This is a genomic window from Intestinibaculum porci (genome assembly GCF_003925875.1).
GTDB lineage: Bacteria > Bacillota_I > Bacilli_A > Erysipelotrichales > Coprobacillaceae > Intestinibaculum > Intestinibaculum porci.
Genome location: NZ_AP019309.1, coordinates 1 through 25,369 on the forward strand (window position 1 = coordinate 1; position 25,369 = coordinate 25,369).

21 protein-coding genes, 1 other RNA gene and 1 pseudogene are annotated in these 25,369 nt (G+C 40.3%); 21 read left to right on the top strand and 2 right to left on the bottom strand.

The window, feature by feature from the left end; translation table 11 throughout:
• The first annotated feature begins 242 nt into the window (after positions 1-242).
• From dnaA to rsmI, 18 genes and pseudogenes are all read left to right on the top strand, one after another.
• Complete coding sequence (gene dnaA, locus SG0102_RS00005; RefSeq protein WP_125118051.1) at positions 243-1,607, top strand: chromosomal replication initiator protein DnaA; 1,365 nt, start codon at positions 243-245, stop codon at positions 1,605-1,607.
• Between the two features lie 147 nt (positions 1,608-1,754).
• Positions 1,755-2,858 (top strand): DNA polymerase III subunit beta, encoded by a 1,104-nt coding sequence (gene dnaN, locus SG0102_RS00010; protein ID WP_125118052.1) that lies wholly within the window; start codon positions 1,755-1,757, stop codon positions 2,856-2,858.
• Between the two features lie 253 nt (positions 2,859-3,111).
• On the top strand, positions 3,112-3,333 hold the full coding sequence (locus SG0102_RS00015; RefSeq protein WP_125118053.1) for an RNA-binding S4 domain-containing protein: 222 nt from the start codon (positions 3,112-3,114) through the stop codon (positions 3,331-3,333).
• Positions 3,314-4,417 (top strand): DNA replication/repair protein RecF, encoded by a 1,104-nt coding sequence (gene recF / locus SG0102_RS00020; protein WP_125120741.1) that lies wholly within the window; start codon positions 3,314-3,316, stop codon positions 4,415-4,417. The genes SG0102_RS00015 and recF overlap by 20 nt, the downstream gene beginning before the upstream one ends.
• Positions 4,410-6,365, top strand: a complete 1,956-nt coding sequence (gene gyrB, locus SG0102_RS00025) for a DNA topoisomerase (ATP-hydrolyzing) subunit B (protein ID WP_125118054.1) — start codon at positions 4,410-4,412, stop codon at positions 6,363-6,365. Before recF ends, gyrB begins: the two co-directional genes overlap by 8 nt.
• Positions 6,366-6,377: 12 nt before the next feature.
• Positions 6,378-8,852, top strand: a complete 2,475-nt coding sequence (gene gyrA / locus SG0102_RS00030) for a DNA gyrase subunit A (protein ID WP_125118055.1) — start codon at positions 6,378-6,380, stop codon at positions 8,850-8,852.
• Between the two features lie 566 nt (positions 8,853-9,418).
• On the top strand, positions 9,419-10,705 hold the full coding sequence (gene serS, locus SG0102_RS00035) for a serine--tRNA ligase (RefSeq protein ID WP_125118056.1): 1,287 nt from the start codon (positions 9,419-9,421) through the stop codon (positions 10,703-10,705).
• Positions 10,706-11,018: 313 nt separating this feature from the next.
• Positions 11,019-12,478 (top strand): annotated as a pseudogene (locus SG0102_RS00040) (glycoside hydrolase family 1 protein).
• A 40-nt stretch (positions 12,479-12,518) separates the two neighbouring features.
• Positions 12,519-12,608: signal recognition particle sRNA small type (gene ffs, locus SG0102_RS00045), an RNA gene on the top strand.
• A gap of 24 nt (positions 12,609-12,632) precedes the next feature.
• Complete coding sequence (locus SG0102_RS00050; RefSeq protein ID WP_125118057.1) at positions 12,633-13,076, top strand: nucleoside deaminase; 444 nt, start codon at positions 12,633-12,635, stop codon at positions 13,074-13,076.
• A gap of 31 nt (positions 13,077-13,107) precedes the next feature.
• Complete coding sequence (locus SG0102_RS00055; protein WP_125118058.1) at positions 13,108-14,454, top strand: MATE family efflux transporter; 1,347 nt, start codon at positions 13,108-13,110, stop codon at positions 14,452-14,454.
• Positions 14,455-14,601: 147 nt separating this feature from the next.
• Complete coding sequence (gene dnaX / locus SG0102_RS00060; RefSeq protein WP_125118059.1) at positions 14,602-16,437, top strand: DNA polymerase III subunit gamma/tau; 1,836 nt, start codon at positions 14,602-14,604, stop codon at positions 16,435-16,437.
• Positions 16,437-17,030: a recombination mediator RecR gene (gene recR, locus SG0102_RS00065; protein WP_125118060.1), complete on the top strand. Its 594-nt coding sequence runs from the start codon at positions 16,437-16,439 to the stop codon at positions 17,028-17,030. Before dnaX ends, recR begins: the two co-directional genes overlap by 1 nt.
• Positions 17,031-17,192: 162 nt before the next feature.
• The gene (gene tmk / locus SG0102_RS00070; protein WP_125118061.1) at positions 17,193-17,813 is read left to right on the top strand and encodes a dTMP kinase; all 621 of its coding nucleotides are present in this window, start codon (positions 17,193-17,195) and stop codon (positions 17,811-17,813) included.
• The gene (locus SG0102_RS00075) at positions 17,810-18,775 is read left to right on the top strand and encodes a hypothetical protein (RefSeq protein ID WP_125118062.1); all 966 of its coding nucleotides are present in this window, start codon (positions 17,810-17,812) and stop codon (positions 18,773-18,775) included. The genes tmk and SG0102_RS00075 overlap by 4 nt, the downstream gene beginning before the upstream one ends.
• A gap of 1 nt (position 18,776) precedes the next feature.
• Entirely contained in the window at positions 18,777-19,832 is a 1,056-nt protein-coding gene (gene ricT, locus SG0102_RS00080; RefSeq protein ID WP_125118063.1) for a PSP1 domain-containing protein, read from the top strand.
• Positions 19,813-20,544, top strand: a complete 732-nt coding sequence (locus SG0102_RS00085; protein ID WP_125118064.1) for a tRNA1(Val) (adenine(37)-N6)-methyltransferase — start codon at positions 19,813-19,815, stop codon at positions 20,542-20,544. The genes ricT and SG0102_RS00085 overlap by 20 nt, the downstream gene beginning before the upstream one ends.
• Positions 20,537-21,385, top strand: a complete 849-nt coding sequence (gene rsmI, locus SG0102_RS00090; RefSeq protein WP_125118065.1) for a 16S rRNA (cytidine(1402)-2'-O)-methyltransferase — start codon at positions 20,537-20,539, stop codon at positions 21,383-21,385. Before SG0102_RS00085 ends, rsmI begins: the two co-directional genes overlap by 8 nt.
• A 39-nt stretch (positions 21,386-21,424) precedes the next feature.
• On the opposite strand, the gene SG0102_RS00095 is transcribed toward rsmI, so the two are convergent.
• Together SG0102_RS00095 and SG0102_RS00100 are read right to left on the bottom strand one after the other, a co-directional pair.
• Complete coding sequence (locus SG0102_RS00095; RefSeq protein ID WP_125118066.1) at positions 21,425-22,603, bottom strand: C40 family peptidase; 1,179 nt, start codon at positions 22,601-22,603, stop codon at positions 21,425-21,427.
• A gap of 17 nt (positions 22,604-22,620) precedes the next feature.
• Complete coding sequence (locus SG0102_RS00100; RefSeq protein ID WP_125118067.1) at positions 22,621-23,124, bottom strand: GNAT family N-acetyltransferase; 504 nt, start codon at positions 23,122-23,124, stop codon at positions 22,621-22,623.
• Positions 23,125-23,207: 83 nt separating this feature from the next.
• Between SG0102_RS00100 and SG0102_RS00105 the strand changes: the two genes are divergently transcribed.
• The 3 genes from SG0102_RS00105 (at position 23,208) to SG0102_RS00115 (ending at position 25,369) form a co-directional block, all read left to right on the top strand.
• A complete protein-coding gene (locus SG0102_RS00105) occupies positions 23,208-23,411 on the top strand; it encodes a DUF1146 domain-containing protein (RefSeq protein WP_125118068.1) in 204 nt (67 codons plus the stop codon).
• Positions 23,412-23,513: 102 nt separating this feature from the next.
• Entirely contained in the window at positions 23,514-24,503 is a 990-nt protein-coding gene (gene mreB / locus SG0102_RS00110; RefSeq protein WP_125118069.1) for a rod shape-determining protein, read from the top strand.
• A gap of 86 nt (positions 24,504-24,589) precedes the next feature.
• Positions 24,590-25,369: an HAD family hydrolase gene (locus SG0102_RS00115; RefSeq protein WP_125118070.1), complete on the top strand. Its 780-nt coding sequence runs from the start codon at positions 24,590-24,592 to the stop codon at positions 25,367-25,369.

Genomic DNA, 25,369 nt, shown 5'->3' on the forward strand with positions numbered 1-25,369 from the left:
AAGCAGTGATTCTGACGGTGCATAAAAGAGGTTACGCACAGTTATGCCCATCTGATAATGTGCACAATTTAAGTTATGCACTTTTCTTTGTTCCATGAAATTTGTGGATAACTCAAAATTTACCGACATATCAAGCATTTTTATTATGTGCGTAACTATGTGCATAAGTTGTGAATAACTTTTTTTCACTTCTTTTTATGCACAAAATGCCCTATAATTGAGGACGAAAGAGGTGAAATTATATGTCGCTCGCTGAGAACTGGTCACAATGTCTGGCAGATTTCCGCGATCAGTTTGATGATAAAGTCATTTTTGACTCCTTCATCGCCGATCTCACTGCCCAGGACATTATTAATGATGAACTGCTGGCCACGACTCCCTATGCTTTTAATGTAGGCATGATTGAAGATTATGTGCCTTTATTAGAAAAAACATATAATTCACTGTTCGACGCAAACCTCACGATCAAAGTTATGAGTGAGGCTGATTATAAAAAAGGATATGCTGGAAAAAAGCAGAAAAAAGAGGAAGAAAAGCCTTCTTTAGATGACCATCTGAACCCTGATTTCACATTTGATAATTTTGTAGTCGGGAACTCTAACAGAATCGCGCAAAATGCCTCTCTGGCCGTGGCGATGAAGCCCGGGGCTGCTTACAGCCCGCTCTTTATCTATAGTAATTCCGGACTTGGTAAAACACACCTTTTAAATGCCATCGGAAACTTTGTAAAAAAGCGTGATAAAGAGGGTGTAAAACGTATTCTTTATACATCGACGGAGAACTTTGTGAATGATTATGTTTCTTCTATCGCCCATAATATGATTGATGAATTCAATGAAAGATATCGTTCCATCGATGTCCTGCTTATTGATGATATTCAGTTTATTGCGTCTAAAACGCAGAGTTCTGAGATGTTTTTCAACATTTTTAACTCCCTGCAGAACGAAAATAAACAGATCGTCATCACTAGTGATAAGCCGCCAAAGGACTTAAAAGGGATCGAAAACCGGTTAATTTCTCGTTTTACCAATGGATTAACAGTATCGATCGATACCCCAGAATTTGAAACATCGAAAGCTATTTTGAAGAAAAAATTAGAAATTGAAAAAGTCGATTATCCCATCAAGGAAGATGTACTCGATTTTATGGCTTCCCATTTTAATCGTGATATTCGTGAACTTGAAGGGTCTTTGAAGCGTCTGCTTTTCTACAAACTTGTTTTTGGGCAAAATATTGAAGTCATTGACTTAGAGTTTGCTTTGCAGGCTTTTGAAGATGATTATAAAGAAGAAAAAGTCCGAAAAGTTGACCTTTCTGTCGATAAAATTAAGAAAACGGTCGCTGATTACTACAATCTGACTGTCGCGCAGATCAACTCGAAATCTCGTACATCTAATGTCATCGTGGCTCGTCATATTGCCATGTATTTAGTTCGTAACCTGCTCAATGATATGTCTTATATCCAGATCGGTAAGGAATTTGGCGGTCGTGATCACTCGACGGTCATGAAAGCCTGCGATAAGGTGGAAAAGAATATCAAAAAGGATAAAAACTATAAGCAGGCGGTGGAGGACTTACGCAAGAAACTGAGTAAGTCACACTCATAGTTATTCACAATTGTGCACAAGTTATACACCGTGAATAATTCAAAAAGTTATCCACAATACGTGCTATTTTGAGTTACGCACAATTGTGCACAACGTTATTATTATTAATGATATAAAAAGAAATAAAATAAAAGAAGGAGAACAAACATGAAATTTAAAATCAAAAGATCGATTCTCTTAAATGCCTTAGCGAATGTCTCTCGTGCTGTTTCTCAGAAAACACCACTGCCCGCCTTAACCGGGATCAAATTTGAATTAACTGATGAAGCTTTGATCTTAACTGGTAGTGATAGTGATATTACCATTCAGACAACGATTACGGATCAGTTAGAAATTATTGAACCAGGGGCAATTGTCTTATCCGCCAAATACATTGTCGAAATTATTAAACGTTTAGATTCCGATGACGTGTCAATCTTTATCTTAGATGGCACCCTAACACGTATTCAGGGCGGCAGTTCTAAATTTGATTTAAATGGGACAGATGCTTTTGATTACCCACGTATTGATTTAAGTCAGAACGGTGTGCATTTAACGATTGGCTCACAGTTATTAAAAGGGTTAATTGAAAAAACGGTTTTCGCTACTAGCGATAAAGAAAACAGACCAACTTTAACAGGGGTTAACTTTAAAGCAAAAGAGACGACATTAACGGCCGTCGCTACTGATAGTTACCGTTTAGCGCAATGTACAACATCATTAGAAGAAAATCAGTCTTTCAATATTGTGGTTCCCAAAAAATCATTATCCGAAATCTCTCGTATGATTGAAAAAGATGAAAATATGGATGTCTTTGTCTCTGACCATAAGATTTTATTTGTCGTTGGCAACTTCCTGATTCTCTCTCGTCTTATCGATGGTGCTTATCCTGACGTTTCTAAGTTATTAATGAATAACTTTAACAGCAGTTTAAGTATTAATGCGAATGATTTATTAAAAGCCATTGATCGTGCCGCTTTATTATCTGATGATGCAAAATACATCATTACGTTATCGATGAGTCCTGATCGCGTCCGGATTTCTTCTAATTCTCAGGAAATTGGTTCCGTTGATGAAGAATTACCAGAAGCATTCTATAAAGGAGCACCTTTAGATATTTCCTTTAGTGCGAAATATTTAAATGAAGCGATCCGTTCCATTAATACCGAAACTGTAAAGATTCAGTTCACGGAAAATATGCGTCCGTTCATGATTACTGATGTCGATCATGATGATAATATTCAGGTTATTTTACCCGTTCGTACGTATTAAGAAATAAGGGAGAAAGTATCTTTATTAATACTTTCTCTTTTTTATTATTTGTATATTATTTCATAATGTTTACTTGAGATATCGTTTTCTTCTATTGATAGTGCTAAATCGTCAAATTTTTTGATTTAAGAAGATTTTGTTTAAAATCATGTTTTTCTATTCCTTTGTTTATTTGTCTTGATATGCCCTCTATCCTACAAATTTCTATTATTTTATGGTATAATAAGACTATATGATAAAAGGAGAAATAAATATGCAGGAACTGAAAATTCATACTGAATATATTACTTTAGGCCAGGCCCTGAAGCTTGCAAATTTAACATCTTCCGGCGTCGAATCAAAAATTGTCATCGCCGAAGGAGAGGTTAAAGTAAATGGTGAAGTAGAAACCCGTCGCGGCAAGAAACTGCGTAATGGGGACAGCTTTAGTTACGATCAGGAAACGTTTGTCGTTCATGCTGATCCAAACGCTTAAACTCACTCATTTTCGCAATTACGAGCACCAGACTTTTTCCTTTGATCCTTTTATCAATATTCTCATTGGTGATAACGCTCAAGGAAAAACGAATGTCCTGGAAGCATTAGCGCTGCTCGCTAATGGCCGCAGCTTTAAAACCGCCAGCAATCAGGAAATGATCATGTTTAAACAAGATTTTAGTGTGGTTGAAGGCGCAGTGATCTCTAGTGAAAAGCCAGTAACGATGAAAGTTGTGGTCAGTAATGCAGGCAAGCGTGCTTTTATTAATAAAAAAGATATTGCTAAACTTTCTGATTATATTGGTTATCTCAATGTGATTCTGTTCCAGCCAGAGGACTTATCCCTGATTCAGGGATCGCCCAAGCTGCGCAGAAAGCTGATTGATAGCGAGATTACAAAGATCTCCCCGATCTATATGTATAACATCTCCAAATATCACAAACTGTTACGAGAACGTAATATGTATTTGAAGACACTGCAGAAAAAACATGCATCAGCTGATGCTTATTTAGCAGTTTTAAGTGAACAGATGGCAGCGTTACAGGTCGATCTGATTCATCGGCGTCAGGCTTTTGTGAAGCTGCTTAATGATATTAGTCATACCCTTTATGGCTATATTGGCCAGGAAGAATCATTATCGATTCAATACATGACTCGGTATAAAGAAGTTTCTAAAGAAGCCATTCTCGCTAAATATGAACATAATTATGAACGTGATATCCGTTATGCGACCACGACGGATGGTATTCAGAAAGATGATTTGAAGATTGATCTGAATGGTCAGGATGCGACGCTTTATGCCTCGCAGGGCCAGCAGCGATCGATCGTCTTAGCGATTAAGATCGCTTTAGTCGAAATCGTTCGTCAGGAAGTGGGCGAATACCCCGTGCTCTTACTTGATGATGTCTTAAGTGAACTTGATGACATCAGAAAAACCAAACTCTTAAATTTAATTGAAAATAAAGTCCAGACCTTCATTACGACGACTTCCGTTGAAGGCATTCATCATGATGTTGTGTCACGGGCTAAGAAAATGTATATCAATCATGGAAAACTTGTTAAGGAGGAATATGATGGATAAAAAAAGATTAGAAGAAATTGATGCTTATGATGACTCCGACATTCAAGTCCTCAAAGGACTTGAAGCGGTACGTGTACGTCCGGGGATGTACATTGGTTCGACCTCTAGTACCGGTCTGCATCATCTTGTCTGGGAAATTGTCGACAACTCAATCGATGAAGCTTTAGCGGGCTTCTGCAGCCAGATTCAAGTGGTGATGATGGAAAATGACGTCATTAAAGTGATCGATAATGGTCGTGGGATGCCAACCGGTGTCAATGCGGATACTGGTTTAAGTACCATTGAAACGATCTTTACGGTCTTACATGCCGGCGGTAAATTTGACAACAAAGCTTATGCCACTTCTGGTGGTCTGCATGGGGTCGGGGCATCAGTTGTTAATGCCTTAAGTGAATGGCTGGAAGTTTACGTACATCGTGATGGGAAAATCTATTACCAGCGTTTTGAAAATGGCGGTTCTCCAGTTGATGAATTAAGCATTGTCGGCGATTGTGATGATACCGGAACAACGGTTATGTTTAAAGCCGATCCAACGATCTTCACGGAAACGACAACCTATGATTTTGAAACCCTCAATACCCGTATCCGTGAATTAGCCTTCTTAAATAAAGGTTTAAAAATGATTTTAGAGGATCAGCGCGATCCTGAGCATCCCGTTAAGAAAGAATATCATTATGAAGGCGGGATCAAAGAATACGTCGCTTATCTGAACCGTTCTAAAACGCCTTTACATGACGAAATTATCGACTGTGAAGGCAGCGGTAAATTCAAACAGGATGGCGATGTCAAAATTGAAATTGCCATGCAATATAATGATGGCTATCAGCCCAATATTTATTCCTTCTGTAATAACATTAACACGCATGAAGGCGGAACCCATGAAGAAGGTTTCCGTTTAGCCTTAACCCGTGTGATTAATAACTATGCCCGTAAAAACGGTTATCTCAAAGAAAAGGATGATAATCTCTCTGGTGAAGACTGTCGTGAAGGATTAACGGCTATTATTTCTGTCAAACATCCGGATCCGCAGTATGAAGGCCAGACCAAAATGAAATTAGGTTCAGCGGAAGTCCGCCGAATCACGAATTCAGTTTTCTCGCAGGCATTAGATAAATTCTTATTAGAACATCCTGATGTCGCTAAGATCATCATGGATAAAGTTACTTTAGCTTCTAAAGCCCGCATGGCTGCCAAACGTGCCCGTGAAATGACAAGAAGAAAAACGGCTTTAGATGTCTCTAACTTACCAGGTAAATTAGCTGACTGCTCGTCGAAAGATCCAAGCGAATGCGAGATCTTCATCGTCGAAGGGGACTCTGCCGGCGGGAGTGCGAAAACCGGTCGAGATCGTCGTACTCAGGCTATCTTGCCACTGCGTGGGAAGATCCTGAACGTTGAAAAAGCACGCTTAGAACGTATCTTAGGCAACGCTGAAATTCGTTCGATGATTACCGCTTTTGGAACTGGTATTGGTGATGAATTTGATATCTCAAAATTGCGTTATCATAAGATTGTCATCATGACCGATGCCGATGTCGATGGGGGTCATATCAGAATTCTGATGTTAACATTCCTCTATCGCTTCTTAAGACCATTAATTGAAGGCGGCTATGTCTATGCCGCGCAGCCACCGCTTTACCTGCTTAAACACGGTAAAGAAGAACATTATCTTTACAGTGATTATGAATTAGATAAACTCCGTGAAGAGTTAGGTGCAGGCGCTAAATACACGATTCAGCGTTACAAAGGTTTAGGTGAAATGAACGCCGAACAGTTATGGGATACAACAATGGATCCGGAAAAACGTGTGTTATTACAAATTAACTTAGACGATGCCATGACCGCTGATATGTTATTTGATCAGCTGATGGGCGAAAACGTTGAACCAAGAAGAGAATTTATTCGAGAAAATGCGAAGTATGTCGAACTCGCAGATCTTGATATCTAGTAGGAGGACGTCATGGAAGAACGTGGAATTAAGAAAATTAATCTGACGGGTGAAATGAAGAAATCCTTCATTGAATATGCGATGTCCGTTATTATGGCGCGTGCCCTGCCGGATGCCCGCGATGGGATGAAACCGGTCCAGCGCCGTATCATTCATGGGATGAATGAATTAGGCTGTTATAGTGACAAGCCTTATAAGAAATCAGCCAGAATTGTTGGGGAAGTCATGGGAAAATATCACCCTCATGGTGACTCCTCAATTTATGAAGCCTTAGTTCGTATGGCTCAGGATTTCTCTTATCGTTATATGTTAGTTGATGGCCATGGGAACTTTGGTTCGATCGATGGTGACGGCGCCGCCGCCATGCGATATACCGAATCAAGAATGTCAAAAATCTGTATGGAAATGGTTCGTGATATCAATAAAGATACCGTTGACTTTATGCCTAACTACGATGGTGAAGAAAAAGAACCAATCGTTTTACCAAGCCGTATTCCTAACCTGTTAATCAATGGATCAACGGGGATTGCGGTCGGTATGGCAACGAATATTCCACCCCATAACTTAGGGGAAGTTGTTGATGCGATTTTAGCTTTATCAAAGAATCCTGATTTAACCGTTACCGAAATCATGGACAACTATTTACCAGGTCCAGATTTTCCAACCGGCGCTTATATCTTAGGGCGTTCAGCGATTAAGAAAGCTTATGAAACAGGCAATGGCTTAATTACTTTAAGAGCTAAGTCTGAAATTGAAGATATTGGCAACAACAAAAAAGCGATTATCGTGACCGAATTACCTTATATGGTCAATAAAGCGCGTTTAATCGAAAAGATTGCCGAACATGTAAAAAATAAAAACATTGAAGGTATTACCGAATTACGTGATGAATCTGACCGTGATGGGATCCGTGTGGTTATTGAATTACGTCGTGATGTCCAGCCGGAAGTGATCTTAAATCAGCTCTATAAACTGACTTCATTACAAAATACTTTTGGTGTGAATAACATTGCCTTAATTAATAATGAACCAAAAACATTATCATTAAAGGACTTAATTCAGGTTTATTTAGATCATCAGAAAGAAGTCATTCGTCGCCGTGTCACGTTTGATTTGAAAAAAGCTGAAGATCGTGCCCATATCTTGGATGGTTTAAAAAGAGCCATTGATCAGATCGATGCGATCATTGAACTGATCCGTTCCTCACGTACCACGGAAATCATTCAGCAGCGTTTAATGGATGAATTCGATATGTCAGAAAGACAGGCGAAAGCGATTCGTGAAATGCAGCTGCAGCGTTTGGCTGGTTTGGAACGTGAAAAGATTGAAAATGAATTAAATCAGTTATTAGAAACGATCGCTGATTTAAAAGATATTTTAGCTTCGCCGTCAAGAATCGTCGATATTGTCGATTCTGAATTGTTGGAAATTAAAGAGAAATATGGTGATAAACGTCGTACTGAAATCATCCAGGGTACCTTCGATATCGAAGATGAAGACCTGATTCCAGTTGAAGATGTTATCATTTCCTTAACCTCTAATGGTTATGTCAAACGTATGCCAGTTGATACTTATAAAGCCCAGAACCGTGGCGGTAAAGGGATCAAAGGTATGGCGACGAATAGTGATGATGTCGTTGACAGTCTCTTAAATATGTCAACGCATGATGATTTATTAATCTTCTCTAATACCGGTCGTGTTTATCGTTTAAAAGGCTACAACATTCCAGAGTTTGGCCGTACCGCTAAAGGACTGCCAATTGTCAATCTGTTAAACTTAGATAAAGCGGAAACCATCAAAGCCATGATTGCCATTCATCCAGGTGATGTAGAAGATGAAGATTACCTCTTCTTTGCGACGAAAAATGGTTTGGTTAAACGAACACCGGTCGATGAATTCAGAAATATTCGTCAGTCTGGTAAGATTGCCATCAGCTTAAAAAATGATGATGAACTCGTTTCTGTAAAACATACCAATGGTCATGAAGAAGTCATCTTAGCGGCTTCTAATGGAAAAGCGATCCGCTTTAAGGAAGAAGATGTTCGTTCTATGGGCCGAACTGCCGCCGGCGTGCGCGGGATGAACGTTGATGGCGCTCGGGTCATTGGCATGACGACAAGCAGTGAAGGAGAAAACATCTGTGTTGTCACTCAGAAAGGTTATGGCAAGATGACTCATGTCGATGAATATCGTCTCTCTCATCGTGGCGGTAAAGGTGTAAAAACCGTCAATATTACGGCTAAAAATGGAGAACTGATTGCGATTCGTGCCGTTAATGGTGATGAAGATCTGATGATTATGACCAATGAAGGCATCATTATCCGTTTACCAATGGAACAGGTGAAATCCGCTGGTCGTGCCACTCAGGGCGTCAGATTGATTCGCTTAAGTGATGAGGCTTTAGTTTCTTCGATTTCCGTCGTTGATAAATCTGAGGAAGAGTCAGATACAGCGACAGAGGAGACAAAAGACACAACAGAAGAATAATCGTTTAAAAAGCTAGCTTCGGCTAGCTTTTTTCATGCCGAAAAGGAAAGTCATCAGTCAAAAGTATAATAATAGTAGATAAAATATTATATATAATATATAAGTATATTAAAAATATCTAATAGTATATAAATAATAATTAATATAAAATTGATTATCATCTCACATTAAATACAATAAAATAGAGAATATGTCCAATGAAACAATAAAATATCAATCATTAATAAATATATAAAATTATAAAAATATATTTAAGATAAATATTATATAAATAAGTCTAAAATTAAAATATCTAAAAATAGAATAAATGGAAAGGGCTGGTGATGACAAAAGATTAGAAAAAGAGAAAAAAGGCAGGAATAAACGAGAGTGAAGAAATAAGGGAAAGAGGTATAAATATAAGGAAACAGAGAAAACATAGCGTAGAAGCGCTGATATGAAGAAATAGAAGGATATCAGAAGAGCGGCTAAGAAAACGATTGTCAGCACTTAGAGGACACATGAAAGAATTGCAAGAAGAAGGGGATTGTTGTATAATTTTTGCGTGTATAAAAGGAGATAAAATCATGATTGATATTGCAAGATTACGAGAAGATCCTGATTCTGTCAGAGAGAATATTAAAAAGAAATTCCAGGATCACAAGCTTCCATTAGTAGATGAAGCATTAGAATTAGATCAGAAACAGCGTGCCGCTATTACTAAAGCGAGTGAATTAAGAGCGGAAAAGAACAAGATCTCAAAAAGCATTGGCGCTTTAATGAGAGAAGGTAAAAAAGACGAAGCGGAAGCTGCCAAAGCTAAAGTTAAAGACATTAACAATCAGTTACCTGAATTAGAAAAAGAAGAAAAGGAATACAGCGAAAAGTTAAGAGAAGTCATGATGCAGATTCCTAACTTTATCGATTCCTCTGTCCCAATTGGGAAAGATGATAGCGAAAACGTTGAAGTCGAAAGATTTGGTGAACCAAAGGTGCCAGATTATGAAATTCCTTATCATGCCGATATTATTGAAAGATGCGGCGGCATGGATAAAGTTTCTGCTGGTCGTACTTCAGGGGAAGGCTTCTATTACTTATTAGGTGATATTGCGCGTTTACATGAAGCCATGATCGCTTATGCCAGAGATTTTATGATTGATCAGGGATTCACTTATGCGATTCCACCATTCATGATCAGAAGTTCAGTCGTTGATGGCGTTATGTCTTTCGAAGAAATGGATGCCATGATGTATAAAATCGAAGGAGAAGACTTATTCTTAATCGGTACATCAGAACATTCAATGATCGGTCGTTTCCAGGGCCAGATCATTCCATCAAAAGACTTACCAATCAGAATGACATCATATTCTCCATGTTTCCGTAAAGAAGGCGGCAGCCATGGTTTGGAAGAACGTGGTTTATATCGTGTACACCAGTTTGAAAAAGAAGAAATGATCGTTTTATGCGAACCAGAAAAATCAATGGAAGAATATGAAAAGATGTGGCGTTACACAGTTCAGGTCTTCAGAAATTTTGATGTGCCAGTAAGACAGCTGGAATGCTGCTCAGGGGACTTAGCAGACTTAAAAGTGAAATCATGCGATGTAGAAGCATGGTCACCACGTCAGCAGAAATATTTCGAAGTAGGTTCATGTTCAACCTTAGGTGATGCGCAGGCTAGAAGACTTGGCATCCGTGCTAAGAATGATCAGGGTACTTATTATCTTCATACATTAAACAACACCGTTGTTGCTTCACCACGAGGCCTCATCGCGCTCATTGAAAATAACTACAATGAAGATGGTTCGATCAATGTACCAAAAGTCTTACAGCCTTACATGGGCGGTAAAGAAAAAATCTTACCTAAAGATTAATTATCTCGACTCAGGTTTTCCTGGGTCTTTTTTGATGTCTTTTTGATTATTTAAAAAGGCTCATTTTGCGCGATTGAAATGGATAATGATCCATCTTTTATTTTTTCGATGCGTCTGAGCGAATGAATGGAAATGTGAAAATTATCAAAAAACAACGATAAAAGCAGTAAAAATGATTAAATATAGCAAAACAATTTAAAAGGCTTCAAAGCCTGATTTTCAGCTTTTTGAGAGAAATCCTGTTTCGCTTCACGAAAGGATCACTTTTGTCAGACCAATAAGTGCTATGATCAGTAAAGAAGGAGGAAGATGTATGCGTTCATTTCCAAAAGGATTTTTATGGGGCGGAGCATCCGCTGACTTTCAATACGAAGGAGGATTTGATGAAGGGGGAAGAGGATTACTCTCTCACGATTATGAAACAGATGGCTCACTAGAGCATCCGCGTCATCACACGATGCAAAAAAGTGATGGCACTTTGATTAAGCCAAGAAGTTCGTTCTTCTACGCTGATCCTATTCCCGATGATGCGTGGCCGGTATTTTTAGAAGATGCGTATTATCCAAGTCATCAGGCTGTTGACTTCTATCATCACTATAAAGAAGATATCGCACTCATGGCCGGGATGGGATTTAACGTTTATCGTTTCTCGATTTGCTGGAGTCGTATTTATCCAAATGGTGATGAAGAATTACCAAATGAAGAAGGTCTGCAGTTCTATGATGATGTCATCAGTGAATTAGAGAAATATCATATTCAGCCACTCATTACTATTTGTCATGATGAAATGCCAATGGCTTTAGCCCTCAAATATGATGGCTGGTCATCACGTCATCTGATTGATTGTTATGTCAAATACTGTCGCACTTTATTTAAACGTTATGGAGATCGCTGTAAATACTGGTTGACCTTTAATGAAATCAATGCCGTGCGCGGCTTTGGCCCATGCGGCACAAGAGCAAGTGATGGGGCGGCCCGATATCAGGCTGCACATCATATGTTTGTGGCAAGTGCGAAAGCAGTGAAGCTTGGTCATGAAATGATGCCTGGATCAATGTTTGGGACCATGTATGCAATGAGCGAACTCTATCCAGCTACCTGTAAACCAGAAGATATGATGCATGGCTTATTAGCAAGGCGGGAAAACTGGTATTTCATTGATATTATGGGACGCGGCTATTATCCAAGTTATGCGAAACAGATTTGGCAGCATCATGGCTTTGATGCCTTAGATATAACCGATGAAGATCGTCAGATTCTCAAGGAAGGACAATTAGATTATATTGCCTTTTCCTATTATCGTTCCAATACCACAAAAGCTGGTGATCCTTGGTTTAACGTTGGCGGCAGTGATAATCCTTATTTAGAAAACACACCATGGGGCTGGCCAATCGATCCATTAGGTTTACGCTATGTCATGAACACGATCTATGATCGTATTCAAAAACCGATCTTCATTGTCGAAAATGGCATGGGAGCGATCGATCAGGCGGATGAAAATGGCTATGTCGAAGATGACTATCGCATTGATTATTTACGTGCTCATTTTAAATGTATGAAAGAGGCCATTCTGGAAGATGGCGTTGAGTGCCTCGGCTATACCATGTGGGCACCAGTTGATCTGGTTTCCTTATCAACAGGGGAAATGAAAAAACGTTATGGCTTCATTTATGTCGATATGGATGATAAAGGGCAGGGAACTTTAAAGAGAACCCTAAGAAGTCTTATAACTGGATGAAACAAGTTATCGCCACGAATGGGGAAGAGCTTTAAAATTTCCTATTGAAATCACAAAAGAATATGTTATAATTTTCCTTGCCATTACAATAGACATATCCGAACCATGTCAGGACCGGAAGGTAGCAGCATTAAGGATCCCTGTTTATGTGTGATGGCACTTTTTTTATATTTAAGAGGAGTGATGGTGATGGATGATGCTTATTATATGACATTAGCGATGGAAGAAGCGAAAAAGGCCGCATTAGAAGATGAAGTCCCAATTGGCTGTGTGATCGTCAAAGATGATCAGATCATCGCACAAACCCATAACTTAAAAGAACATTTGAAGAAGACGACAGCACACGCAGAGATTCTTGCGATCGAGCAGGCGAACGCTGCCTTAGGTTCCTGGCATTTAGATGACTGCACACTTTATGTCACGTTAGAGCCTTGTATGATGTGTACGGGAGCGATTGTGCAGTCGCGCATCAAAAGAGTTGTCATTGGCGCGCCTGATTCCCGCTGGCCGGGGATGACGCACTTATTAGAAGCTTTTACATATAACCACACCATTCAAATTGATTTTTCGACCTTAGGCACCAAGTGTGCTATGCTGTTATCAGCATATTTTAAGAAGAAGCGAAAGCATTAGTTTCTTCTTTTCTTATGTGAGGGAGGGTACTATGAAGAAATATGATATGACGCAAGGTCCATTATTTTCAAAGATTTTTCTGTTTGCCTTACCGATCGCGATCACGGGCATTCTCCAGCAGCTCTTTAATTCGGTCGATGTTGCAGTGATTGGTCAGTTTGTTGGTAAAGAAGCGATGGCGGGCGTCGGCACCGATGCCCCGATTGTCGGTATTATCATTTCTTTGCTTTCGGGTCTATCACTGGGGACAACCGTTACTGTCGCCCAAGCGATAGGGAGGCGATCACGTAAGGATATCAATCGCGCTGTGCATACATCGATCTTATTAGCATTGCTTGCCGGTTTGATCATGACCGTGATCTTTGAGGCGATTGTCCCTAGTCTGCTGACGATGATGAATGTGCCAGGCAGCGTCTATGCTTATGCGTTAAAGTATTTAAGAATCTACAGCGGCGGTCTGGTGATCTTCGCTCTCTATGATTTTACTGCCGCAATCTTACGTGCTGCCGGTCATACTAAGGAGCCGATGTATGCTTTGATCATTTCTGGTATCATTAATGTCATCCTGAATTTACTTTTTGTCATTGTCTTCCATTTAGATGCCGTAGGGGTGGCCTTGGCGACAGTGATCGCCAATGGCGTCAGCGTGATGCTCCTGATGAGAAAACTGATCACGATCGATGAAGACATTCGCGTTCACCGCTCGGATTTAAAAATTCATCCAACGCAGTTATCAGCGATTTTGCATGTCGGCGCACCCGCTGGCATGCAGGGGATGCTCTTTGATATTTCCAACATGATCGTACAGTGGGGGATTAACTCTCTTGGGACAATCGCAATGGCTGGCTCATCCGCTGCGTTCAATATTGAGATCTTTATCTTTTATGTGGTGATCGCTTTTGCTCAGGCATGTACGACCTTTGTGGGACAAAATTATGGTGCTGCTCATTTGGATCGCTGTCAAAAGACACTAGCAATTTCTCTTTTCCAGGGCATGAGCATTACCGGCATCTTTTGTATCGGCTTGCTTGTGTTTAGTCAGCCGCTGCTGCATCTTTTTACACAGGATGATGCTGTTGTGAAAATTGGTCAGATCCAGCTTTTCTATATGGCTGTGATGTATGTTTTCTCAGCTTTACAGGAAATTGCCTCCGGTTATTTACGTGGCTATGGTGTCTCGATTATTCCAACCCTGATTTCAGTGATGGGCATCTGCGGTCTGCGTGTTGTCTGGATCATGACCATCTTTAAAAGCATGCCAACATTCCAAAACCTGATGATGCTTTATCCAATCTCACAAGGGGTGACAGGCATTATTATTTTGCTTGCCGGTTTCCTCTTTACCAGACACTTATTACATAAACAGGCGTATGATTAATTCATACGTTTTTTTCTTTTGCACAAATAGATGAAATGAGCAAATTAATGTTTTAAAAGAGAATGTTTCACGTGAAACATTCGCAATCAGGAATAAGTGTGCAATAAGAAATGCAATCATGTATAATGGAATACGGTGGTGACATAAATGGCATATAAATCATTATATCGTGCCTACCGACCACAGACATTTGAAGATGTCTCAGGTCAGCAGGCTATTATTAAAACATTAAGACATGCGGTGGAAGAAAACAGAATCGCCCATGCCTATCTTTTCTGCGGTCCTCGTGGGACCGGGAAAACAACTATCGCAAAACTGTTTGCGAAAGCTGTCAATTGCACTGGAGATCCGAAACCATGCGGACAATGCGAAAACTGTAAAGCTATTGAAAATGGGATGCATCAGGATGTTATTGAAATCGATGCGGCTTCTAATAATGGGGTAGAGCAGGTTCGTGATCTGATTGAAAAGGTGAAGTATGCACCGGTCATGGGTAAGTATAAAGTCTATATTATCGATGAAGTGCATATGATGTCGACCGGAGCATTTAATGCCTTACTGAAGACGCTGGAAGAACCGCCAGAACACGTCATCTTTATTCTGGCCACAACGGAACCACATAAGATTCTGCCAACAATCATTTCCCGCTGTCAGCGTTTTGACTTCAGTCGTTTAACGGATGAAGAGATGATTGATCGCATGAAGACGGTAATGCAGGAAGAAGGAAAGACATACGAAGAAGGGGCGTTAGCCTTGATCGCTAAACTGGCTAATGGCGGGATGCGTGATGCCTTATCAATTCTTGAACAGTGCTTAGCTTATAATGATAATCACTTAAGCGAAGAAGATGTCAACTCGATTTATGGGATCGTCTCACTGCAGGATAAGATCTCACTCATTAAAGTGATTCTTGCAAAAGACATGAACAAAGCCTTGGAACTGATCGAATCTATGGATGCAGCCGGCATTGATGTGAAGCGTCTGACATATGATCTGATTGATATCTTAAAAGATGTCGTCATCTATAAGAATACCCAGAACTTATCTATTTTGTCCGTTCTATCTTCTGGCTACGTGGATACGATTGTTCCTTATATTACCAGCGACGATGCGCTGCGCTTTATTGATATCTTAGTGGAAGCAACGGAAAAGTTTGCCCGTTCCGTAAACCCCGGCATCTATTTTGAACTCGCTATTTTGAAACTGTGTAATCAGGATCACAATGCGCCACAGGAAGTTGTTGAAACCAAAACAATCCCAGCGGTAAAACCAGTTCAAAAAGCTGCAATGGCGCAGCCACCAAAGGTGACGCCGGTGCAGCCTCAGCCAAGCAAACCAGTGACACCAGAGACACCAATTACGGAAGCACCTGATGGGGAACTGATGAATGAAGAACCTGTTCAGGAAGAAGCACCAATGACCAAAGTGCAGCCGGATGCCAAACCGCAGTTTACACATAAGGCTAAAGTGCCGGTGGAAAATCATGATGATGATATTCAAGTCGATCCGGCTGATATCATGAATATCTTAGTGCAGGCTGATCGTCATATTCTTAATAATGCGAAAGAGAAGTGGCCGATCATTAAACGTTACATGGCTAATATGAATATGGCCAAAGCGGCCAGCCTGTTAAGTCATGGTCATCCCGTTGCCGGTTGTCCGGGAGGGCTTGTTATTGGTTTCAAATTTATGCCTGATGTCAATGCAGTCAATTATTATAAAAACTATAAACAGCTCGCTTCACTGCTAAAGGAAGTCTTTGGCGAAGAGTATTGCTTTGTGGCGATTCAGGATGATGAATGGCTGAAGATGCGTCAGCACTTCATTGAACTGAAGCGGGCTAATAAACTGCCACAGCCGGGAGCACTCCATTTAAAACATATTGAAGAACATCATGAAGAACCAAAACTGCGTGATGCCCAGAAATATGCTTTAGATATGTTTGGCCCGGATCTTGTGGAATTTGTGGAGGATGATAAATAATGACCTATCCAAAATCATTTGAAGAACTGATGGAATGCTTTAAGATGTTGCCGGGAATCGGCAATAAGGGTGCCGAGCGAATGGCCTATCATATGTTAGATATGGACGCTTTATCGGTGCAGCGTTTCGCCAATGCGATGATTGATTTCAAAAAGAATATTCATCACTGCAAGATCTGTGGTCATATTTGCGAAGGGGATACCTGTGAAATCTGTCAGGATCCGGAACGTGATCATTCAATGATCTGTGTGGTCGAATCGCCGAAGGATGTCTTTGCGATGGAAAAGCTGAAAGAGTATCATGGTCTCTATCATGTCTTGGGCGGAACTATTTCGATCATGGATGGCATCACCGCTGATGATTTGAATATTGATTCGCTCTTTAAACGCATCAATGAACAAACGAAAGAAGTCATCATAGCGACCAACCCAACGAGAGAAGGGGAGACAACGGCTCTTTACTTAGCCAAGCTTTTAGATCAGATGGGCGTCAATGTGTCGCGTATTGCTAACGGTCTGCCAGTAGGCAGCTCCTTAGACTATGCCGATGACCTAACTCTCTTAAGATCATTTGAAGGCCGTCAAAAAATCTGAACTTGATTAAAAATACAATCAAATCAAAATGTTTCACGTGAAACATTTGTAAAAAGAGAAAGTACAAAAAAGCTTTCTCTTTTTTGCAGCTAAGACGCAAAAAGAAAATTGCTTTATATTGAACCGTATTTTCTATATAATACGTATGTGGAGGTATCATTCATGGCAGGTTTATTTATTACCTTAGAAGGCGGCGACGGCAGCGGTAAAACAACAGCTGCAATCCGCCTCACGAAACAATTAGAAAAAGAAGGGTACACAGTGACATACACCCGTGAACCGGGCGGTGTGAAAATTGCGGAAGAGATTCGCAGCGTTATTGTCGATGTCAATAATAAGGAGATGGATGCGAAAACGGAAGCTTTGCTTTATGCGGCGGCCCGTCGGCAGCATCTCGTTGAAAAAGTGCTGCCAACGTTAAAGCAGGGAGGCATCGTTCTCTGTGACCGCTTTATTGATAGCTCACTTGTTTATCAGGGGATCGGTAGAGGTTTAGGCATTGATGAAGTGTATCAGATGAATCTCTTTGCGACGGAAAACGTGCTGCCTAATCTGACAATCTTTTTTGATGTGAAACCAGAGGTGGCAATCAAACGTGTGATGAGTAACGAACGTGAAGTCAATCGCTTAGATTTAGAGTCCCTCGCTTTTCATCAAAGTGTTTATGAAGGCTATCTGCAAATTTGCACGTTGTTTCCGCAGCGTATTCGTAAGATTGATGCATCACTCTCGCCTGATGAAGTGTATGATCAGGTGTATGCATTAGTGAAGGAACGCTTATGAAAAACAGAGAAATCTTAGAAAAGACGCAGAGCGTCTTTTATCGCATTATCAGTCGGTCCTTTGCGGCGCATAAGCCATCGCATGCTTATTTGTTAGTGGGGGATCAGACGGAGCGGGCAACGCTCTTTTTAGCCCAGAGTATGATCTGCCAGCAGGATGACTTAGCGTGTGAAGAATGTGAAGACTGTCGCCGCATTGCGGATGGCAATTTCCCTGATCTGATTACTTATGATGGTTTAGAGAAATCAATTAAAAAAGAGGATATTGAATATATCCAAAATGAGTTTAATAAATCATCGTTAGAAGGTAAGGGGAAGATCTACATTTTAAAAAATGTCGAGAAGTCATCGGACTCAGCGATGAACAGCTTACTGAAATTCTTAGAGGAACCGCTTGATGGTGTTTATGCAATTTTGACAACCAAGAACATCACTAAAGTACTGCCAACGATTCAGTCGCGCTGTCAGGTGATTCATCTTTTGCCGGAATCAAAAGAAAGCATTCGCATGAATCTGGCAAGTGAAGGAATCACGGATGAGGATGCCCGCATTCTCTCACAGCTGTTTGGCTCGGAAAAGGAATGTCTTGCTAATCAGGATAGTGAAGTCTATCGTGATGTCAAAGTCTATGCCCTGAACTTCATTGAAGACTTATATACGAATCCATCAAACCTGCTTATTAATTTAGAAATCTCTCTGATGAAGAAATACAAAGGAGAGAAGGAAACGATCAGAATGTTCTTAAATATGGTCGTTTTGGGATTAAGAGACTTGTTTCACGTGAAACATTCGATGTCGATCACTTTTGTGAATCATATTGATTTTTTGAAACGTTTTCAGGATGATCCCCATTTATTAGAAAAAATTGAGTTATTATTAGATACAATTTATACCATCGATACCAATGCCAATCTGGCATTACTATTGGAAAGTATGGTCTATAAACTGATGAAAGGAGTTTAATATGGAAAGATTAGCAGCCGTAAGATTTAATAATGTTGGCAAGTATTATTATTTCTCGACCACCCTTGATCTGCATAAAGGCGACCTTGTTGTTGTCGAAACGATCAGAGGACTGGAAATGGGCGAGCTGGTTTTTGATCTTAAAGAGATGGAAGAGTTCGAGCTAGAAACTGAACTCAAACCAATTAAAAGATTAGCCAATCGTGCCGATCGAGAAGTCTATGGCATCAATCAGATCAAAGCGGAAAAATCTTTTAAGATCTGTAAAGAGATCATTGCCGAATCAGGATTGGATATGCGCCTGATCAATTGTGAATATACCTTAGATGCTTCTAAAGTCATTTTCATGTATACCGCAGATGAACGTGTCGACTTTAGAGAGTTATTAAAGAAATTAGCGAGTGTCTTTAAATGTCGTATTGAATTGCGACAGGTGGGACCGCGAGATAAAGCAAAGATTATCGGTGGGTTAGGCGTATGTGGTCTGCCGCTTTGCTGCTCAAGTTTCTTAGGAGAGTTTGATGGGGTTTCCATCAACATGGCCAAGAATCAGCTGCTTGCGATCAATATTGATAAGATCTCAGGAGCGTGCGGACGACTGCTCTGCTGTTTGAAGTATGAAGATGCCGCTTATAGTGAACTGAAAAAGAAGTTCCCTAAGATTGGTACAAGAACGACCCTTAACGGTCATAATGTCAAAGTCATTGGTCTCAATGTCATCAGTGATCTGGTGAAGATTGATGAGGATGGTAATATCTCTTTCATTACTTTAGAGGAATACAATCATCCAGAATTACTGTTAGACGGTGAAACGAAGAAGGAAGTGCGCACGGAAGACAAGCCAAAAGAAGAAAGACCACCGCGTCGCAAACGCCCGGAAAAGGCTAAAGCAGAAGGCGAAAAGAATGAACGACCAAAACGTCGTCCAGCGAATAAGAAGGCCCACGCCAGCAACCGCAATAACCATGCGCGTAATACCAGCAATACGAATACCAATAACCATAAGCCAAGAAATAACCGACGCAAAGGAAATCGCCATGAAGAACGAAGTCACTAATTATTTATTAGCTTATGAACACATGACGATTATCCAGCGAACGGATATGTTTACCTTTTCGCTCGATACGGTCTTACTTGCCCATTTTGCCCAGATTACGAAAGGGGTGGACTGCATTGTTGACTTTGGTACCAACAATGCGGCTATTCCGCTGATTCTCTCAACGCGGACAAAAAAGAAAATTATCGGTGTTGAGATTCAGGAAGAAGCGGTCGAATTGGCTAAAAGAAATATTGCGATTAATCATTTAGAAGATCAGGTGGAAATCGTTCATGATGATATTAAGCATTTTGCTTATGTTCATAAACCAGTCAAACTGATTGTCTGCAACCCGCCATTTTTTAAATTAGGGGAACGTTCAAATGTCAATGAGTCAAAGTATCTGACAATTGCTCGCCATGAGACAATGATTACCCTCGAAGAGATTATTAAATGTGCGTCGCATATGTTAGAAAACAGTGGTCGTCTAGCGATGGTATATCGTCCGGACCGTTTGATTGAAACGATGAACTTAATGCAAAAGTATGATATTGAACCGAAACGTTTACGTCTCGTCTATCCAAAGATGGGACGTAACTGCGATACGTTCCTGATTGAAGGTGTCAAGAAAGGAAGAACTGGACTCACCATTGAAGCACCGCTTTATACGCATAAAGAGGATAATCATTACACGGATGAAATCCAGAAATATTTTGGAGAGAAAAATGTATAGACAAAAGAGTTTTGAAAATGATCGGGCAACGTTATATTTAGTGCCTACACCGATCGGTAACTTATCAGAAATGACATCGCGAGCTTTAGAGGTATTACATCAGGTACACTATATCGCAGCGGAAGATACCCGCAATACTGTCAAGCTCTGTAACCACTTTGAAATCAGTGCGAAGCTGATTTCTCATCACGAACATAACCTCAATGTGGCAATCCCAAAAATTCTCTCTTTATTAGAAGAAGGGGAAGATGTAGCCATTGTCAGTGATGCTGGTTATCCGGCGATCAGTGATCCGGGCTATGAGATTGTCAAAGAAGCCATTGCCAAGCATTACAATGTCGTACCTATCTCTGGCTGCAATGCGGCTTTGGATGCCTTAGTAGTATCAGGTATTGCCCCGCAGCCATTCCTGTTTTATGGCTTTTTAGCGCATGACAATAAAACCAAGAAAAAGGAATTAGAGAAGCTGAAACACCAGATGGTAACGATCATCTTCTATGAGGCACCTCATCGCATTACTAAGACTTTAAATCTGATGTTAGAGATCTTAGGGGATCGTCAAATGTCGTTATGCCGTGAATTAACGAAGCGTCATGAAGAAATCATTCGTGGCCGAATCAGTGAGATCTTAGAGATCGCTGGCGATTTAAAAGGCGAGATGGTTTTAGTTGTCGAAGGCGCTAAAGAAGAAACGGTTGAGGAAGTCTTTGAGACAACGATCAAAGAGCATGTTCAGCAGTTTGTCGATGAAGGTATGTCCGCCAAAGATGCCATTAAAGAAGTTGCTAAGATCAGAAAGATTAACAAGAATAAAGTGTATGAAGAGTATCATAAAGGGTGATACTCTTTTTTATGCAAAAAGTGGAATCCTCAGATTCCACTAATAGAGACGACGATAGTTGTATACATAGCTGAGCCAGCGTCCTGATAAACTAGAGACTTTAACGCATTGATTTGGATCCTGACCAACAGTGCCGCTGCCTTTCCCAGAGGCATGGACAAACTTGCCATTACCGAGATAAATACCGACATGACTAACGCCAGATCCATAAGTAAAGGTGATAATATCACCAGCGGATAAGGACGCAGCGGAGACGGGTAGACCAGCTTTAGAATAGCCGGCGGCCGTCATGCGGGGAACGCTGATGCCAGCTTTGTTATGAACCCAGTAGACAAAGCCGGAACAGTCAAAATAATCAGGTCCGGTTTTGGTCCACCAGTAACGGGCACCGAGCTTCGTTAAAGCAGTGGAGGCAATCTTCTTGCCGGTTTCACTGCCTTCGCCCACTCCGCCAGTGTAATTCACTGTTGAAGTCGTATCACTGCTGATCATTGCTTCTAAGGAAGCGTTGATGGAAGCCTGGGCAGCGGTGAGTTTGTCTTTGTTGTCTTTAGCTTTGGAAAGAGCAAGCTCCTGTTTGGCTTTGAGCTTAACAGCACGCGCCTGGAGTTTTTTCGCTTCTGCTTTTTTTAATGTTAAAGCAGCCTGCGTGCTTGTTAGCGAAGCGCGCTGTGTTTTGAGTTCTTTCTGATGTCCCTGAATTTCTTCTTCAAGATCTTCCTCATAGCTCGTGAGCTGGGTGAGGGAGGCGACTCTTGAAAAGATGTCAGGCAATGTCTTTGCGGTAAAGACATAAGTGATATAGGAATCAGAATTATAGACTGACTGCATCGCATAGAGACGTTTGCCAATTAAAGTGTTCTTATGATTGATTTGGGTCTGCAACTTGGTAATCGAAGATTCAATATAATGAATTTCATTTTCCAGTTTGACAATCTTATCTTCTAAGGTGTTGATTTTTTTCGCAATCGATTTTAAATTTGACTTAGTTTTCTTGAGATCACTTTCCTGACTGCTAATTGACTTGGCCAAGGTCGCATTTTTCTTTTTTAAGTAGTCATTAAATGACTGACATGTTTTTTTGTGTGATAATGTTAAAGATGATGAGCAAAGTTTAATGTAATGATCTTCTTTTTTCGCAAAGTCTTCGCCATGGCTATCAACTAAGGAGCTGCTAAGCAAGGTGAAGACAAGAATGAGCATCATCCATTTTTTCATGATATCATTCCTTTCGACTATAAAATCTTATCGAAAGCAATTCTTGGCGCACCGCTTTGTAAGGTGATGTCCCCACAGTATTGGAAACCGTTTTTCTGAAGGAAACGCTGCATGGAAAGATTATCCTTATGAGTATCGATACGGATGCTAGAAAGTCCCTGCTGTAATGTTTGATGGCAGGCATAATCCATCATAGCTTTGGCGTAGCCATGACCTTTGATCGTATTGTCCACGACAATGCGATGAACGACTGCATAAGGGGAAGAAGTGTGCCATGAACCATTGCGGATGTCCTGATAGCTTGATTCTTCCTGAATTGCATAATAGAAAGTACCAATAATCTGATCTTGATCGATTAAGACATAACTATGACCTAAGCTGATATCATTGCGGATGACATCTTCGTTAGGATAGCCGTCCTGCCACTGATCAATACCATTTTCTTTGAAATAAGCTTTGGCCTGATCGATCAGGCGAACAATACCCTTGATATCTTTCATTTCTGCTTTTCTGATATTCATAAGAGTTCTCCTTTCATGTACTATGATTTTATAGTAATTATATTATAATAGCTAAAGAGAGCTAAGAAAAGGAGTGTTGTAAAATGATTTATAAAGCCGTCAATATTACTGTATATATTGTCTCAGTGATGCTATCAATGTATGGATTATCATGTTTTCATTTTGATCGATTTATTCGTAAAGGTCATATGCGGGAGTTTTATGTTTTTTATTTAGTAGCCTCAGTGGGCTTAGCTTATTTGTTTGCATCATTCATTTTAAACTTCGGAACATGGTCATTTTATTAAAAAAATCTTAAATTTTCCTATTTAGGCTGGGAAGCATAAATATCGCTTGAATAATATAAATAAAAAGCTTACAATATTAAATGCTTAGAGGAGGAAAATAATATGAGTTTATCAAAAGAAATTGGCATCGATCTGGGCACTGCCAATATCCTGATCTATTTAAAGGGGACAGGGATCGTTGTCAACGAACCTAGTGTTGTCACCATTAATACCGAAACGAATAAACCAGTTGCTGTTGGTGAAGAAGCCCGTGAAATGTTAGGGAAAACCCCTGGTCGTCTAAAGGCGATTCGACCCTTGAAAGATGGTGTGATCGCTGACTTTCAGATCACTGAAATATTGATAACTCACTTTATTAATAAATTAAATTTAAAAGGTCTATTCTCACGACCAGTCATCCTGATTTGCTGCCCAAGCAATATTACGTCCATTGAAAAAAGTGCCATTCAGGATGTGGCATTACGCTGTGGGGCAAAGCGTGTTTACATTGAAGAAGAACCTAAAGTGGCAGCCATTGGCGCCGGCTTAGATATTTCTAAACCTTCCGGCAATATGGTTGTCGATATTGGTGGGGGAACCACTGATGTAGCGGTCTTATCATTAGGAGATATCGTGACCTCGCAGTCATTAAAAATAGCGGGTAACCGGATGGACAGTGAAATCGTCAAATACGTGAAAGATAAATATAAACTCCTCATTGGGGATTCAACAGCTGAACATGTAAAGATGCAGATTGGCTGTGCATTTGATGGTGATCCTGATAACAAGGTTGACTGTCGCGGTCGTGATATCGTGACCGGTTTGCCTAAGACAATTCAGATTTCTGAAGCGGAAGTGGAAGAAGCTTTACATGAAGTTTGTGCCGCGATTCTTGCTAGCGCTAAACAGGTGTTAGAGCAGACACCACCAGAATTATCAGCGGATATCGTTAATAAAGGGGTCTTCTTAACTGGCGGCGGTGCTCTTCTCCATAACTTAGATAAGTTCATGGAACAAGGTTTAAAAGTCCCTGTCTTTGTTGCTGATCATCCACTTAACTGCGTCGCTGAAGGCTGCGGTGTCATGTTAGAAAATACCGAATACTTACAGTAAGATCATTCTTACTGTTTTTTTTCGCAATGAGGAAGACGAAGCTTTTAAAGGATTATTTGTGTTAAGGTAGAGGGAGGAGGAAGATTATGAGTATTCTATTTTTTGATATTGATGGCACCATCTTTGATGGCGATCCCCAGGGTATTAGACCCAATGTCATCAAAGCTATTCATGAAATCCAACAAAAGGGACATATTTGTATGATCTGCAGCGGCCGTCCTTATAGCTTTATTGCAGATAATGTCAAAGCCATTGGCTTTGATGGTTATGTTTTGGCTAATGGGGCTCAGGTTCTTTATCATGATCATAATATTGTCACGCATACTTTTGATCAAAAGAAAGTCAAAGCGTTTGCAGCAGACTTTGATGCGCATGATTATGAATATATTATTGCCACATCCAAGCAGGCATATTTGAAAAAATCATATGTCTGGATGGAAGAATTCTACAAGACTTGTAATATTGAAACGGAAAAGTTTATTCGTGATTTTCAGGAAGAAGATTATCTCAATGATGTGGTGAAAATGGAATTACGATTTAAAAGCCAGAAAGCGATCCCGCATATCACTAAACTTACTGAAGGCTATGATTTTCTCTATGAAGATGGCGGCATGGGCTTAGGGGAAATCAGCTGCCAAGGCGTTGATAAGGGAAAAGGTATTTTAGAAACGTTAAAGGCGTTAAATATTCCTTTAAGTGAGTCTTACTGTTTTGGTGATGGGGCCAATGATCTGGAAATGTTTAAAACGGTTGCTCATCCGATTGCGATGGGCAATGCCATTCCAGCGATCAAAGACTTAGCAGAACAGATTTGTGATACGGTCGCCAATGATGGGGTTGCCAGTAAATTAAGAGAGTTATTTTAA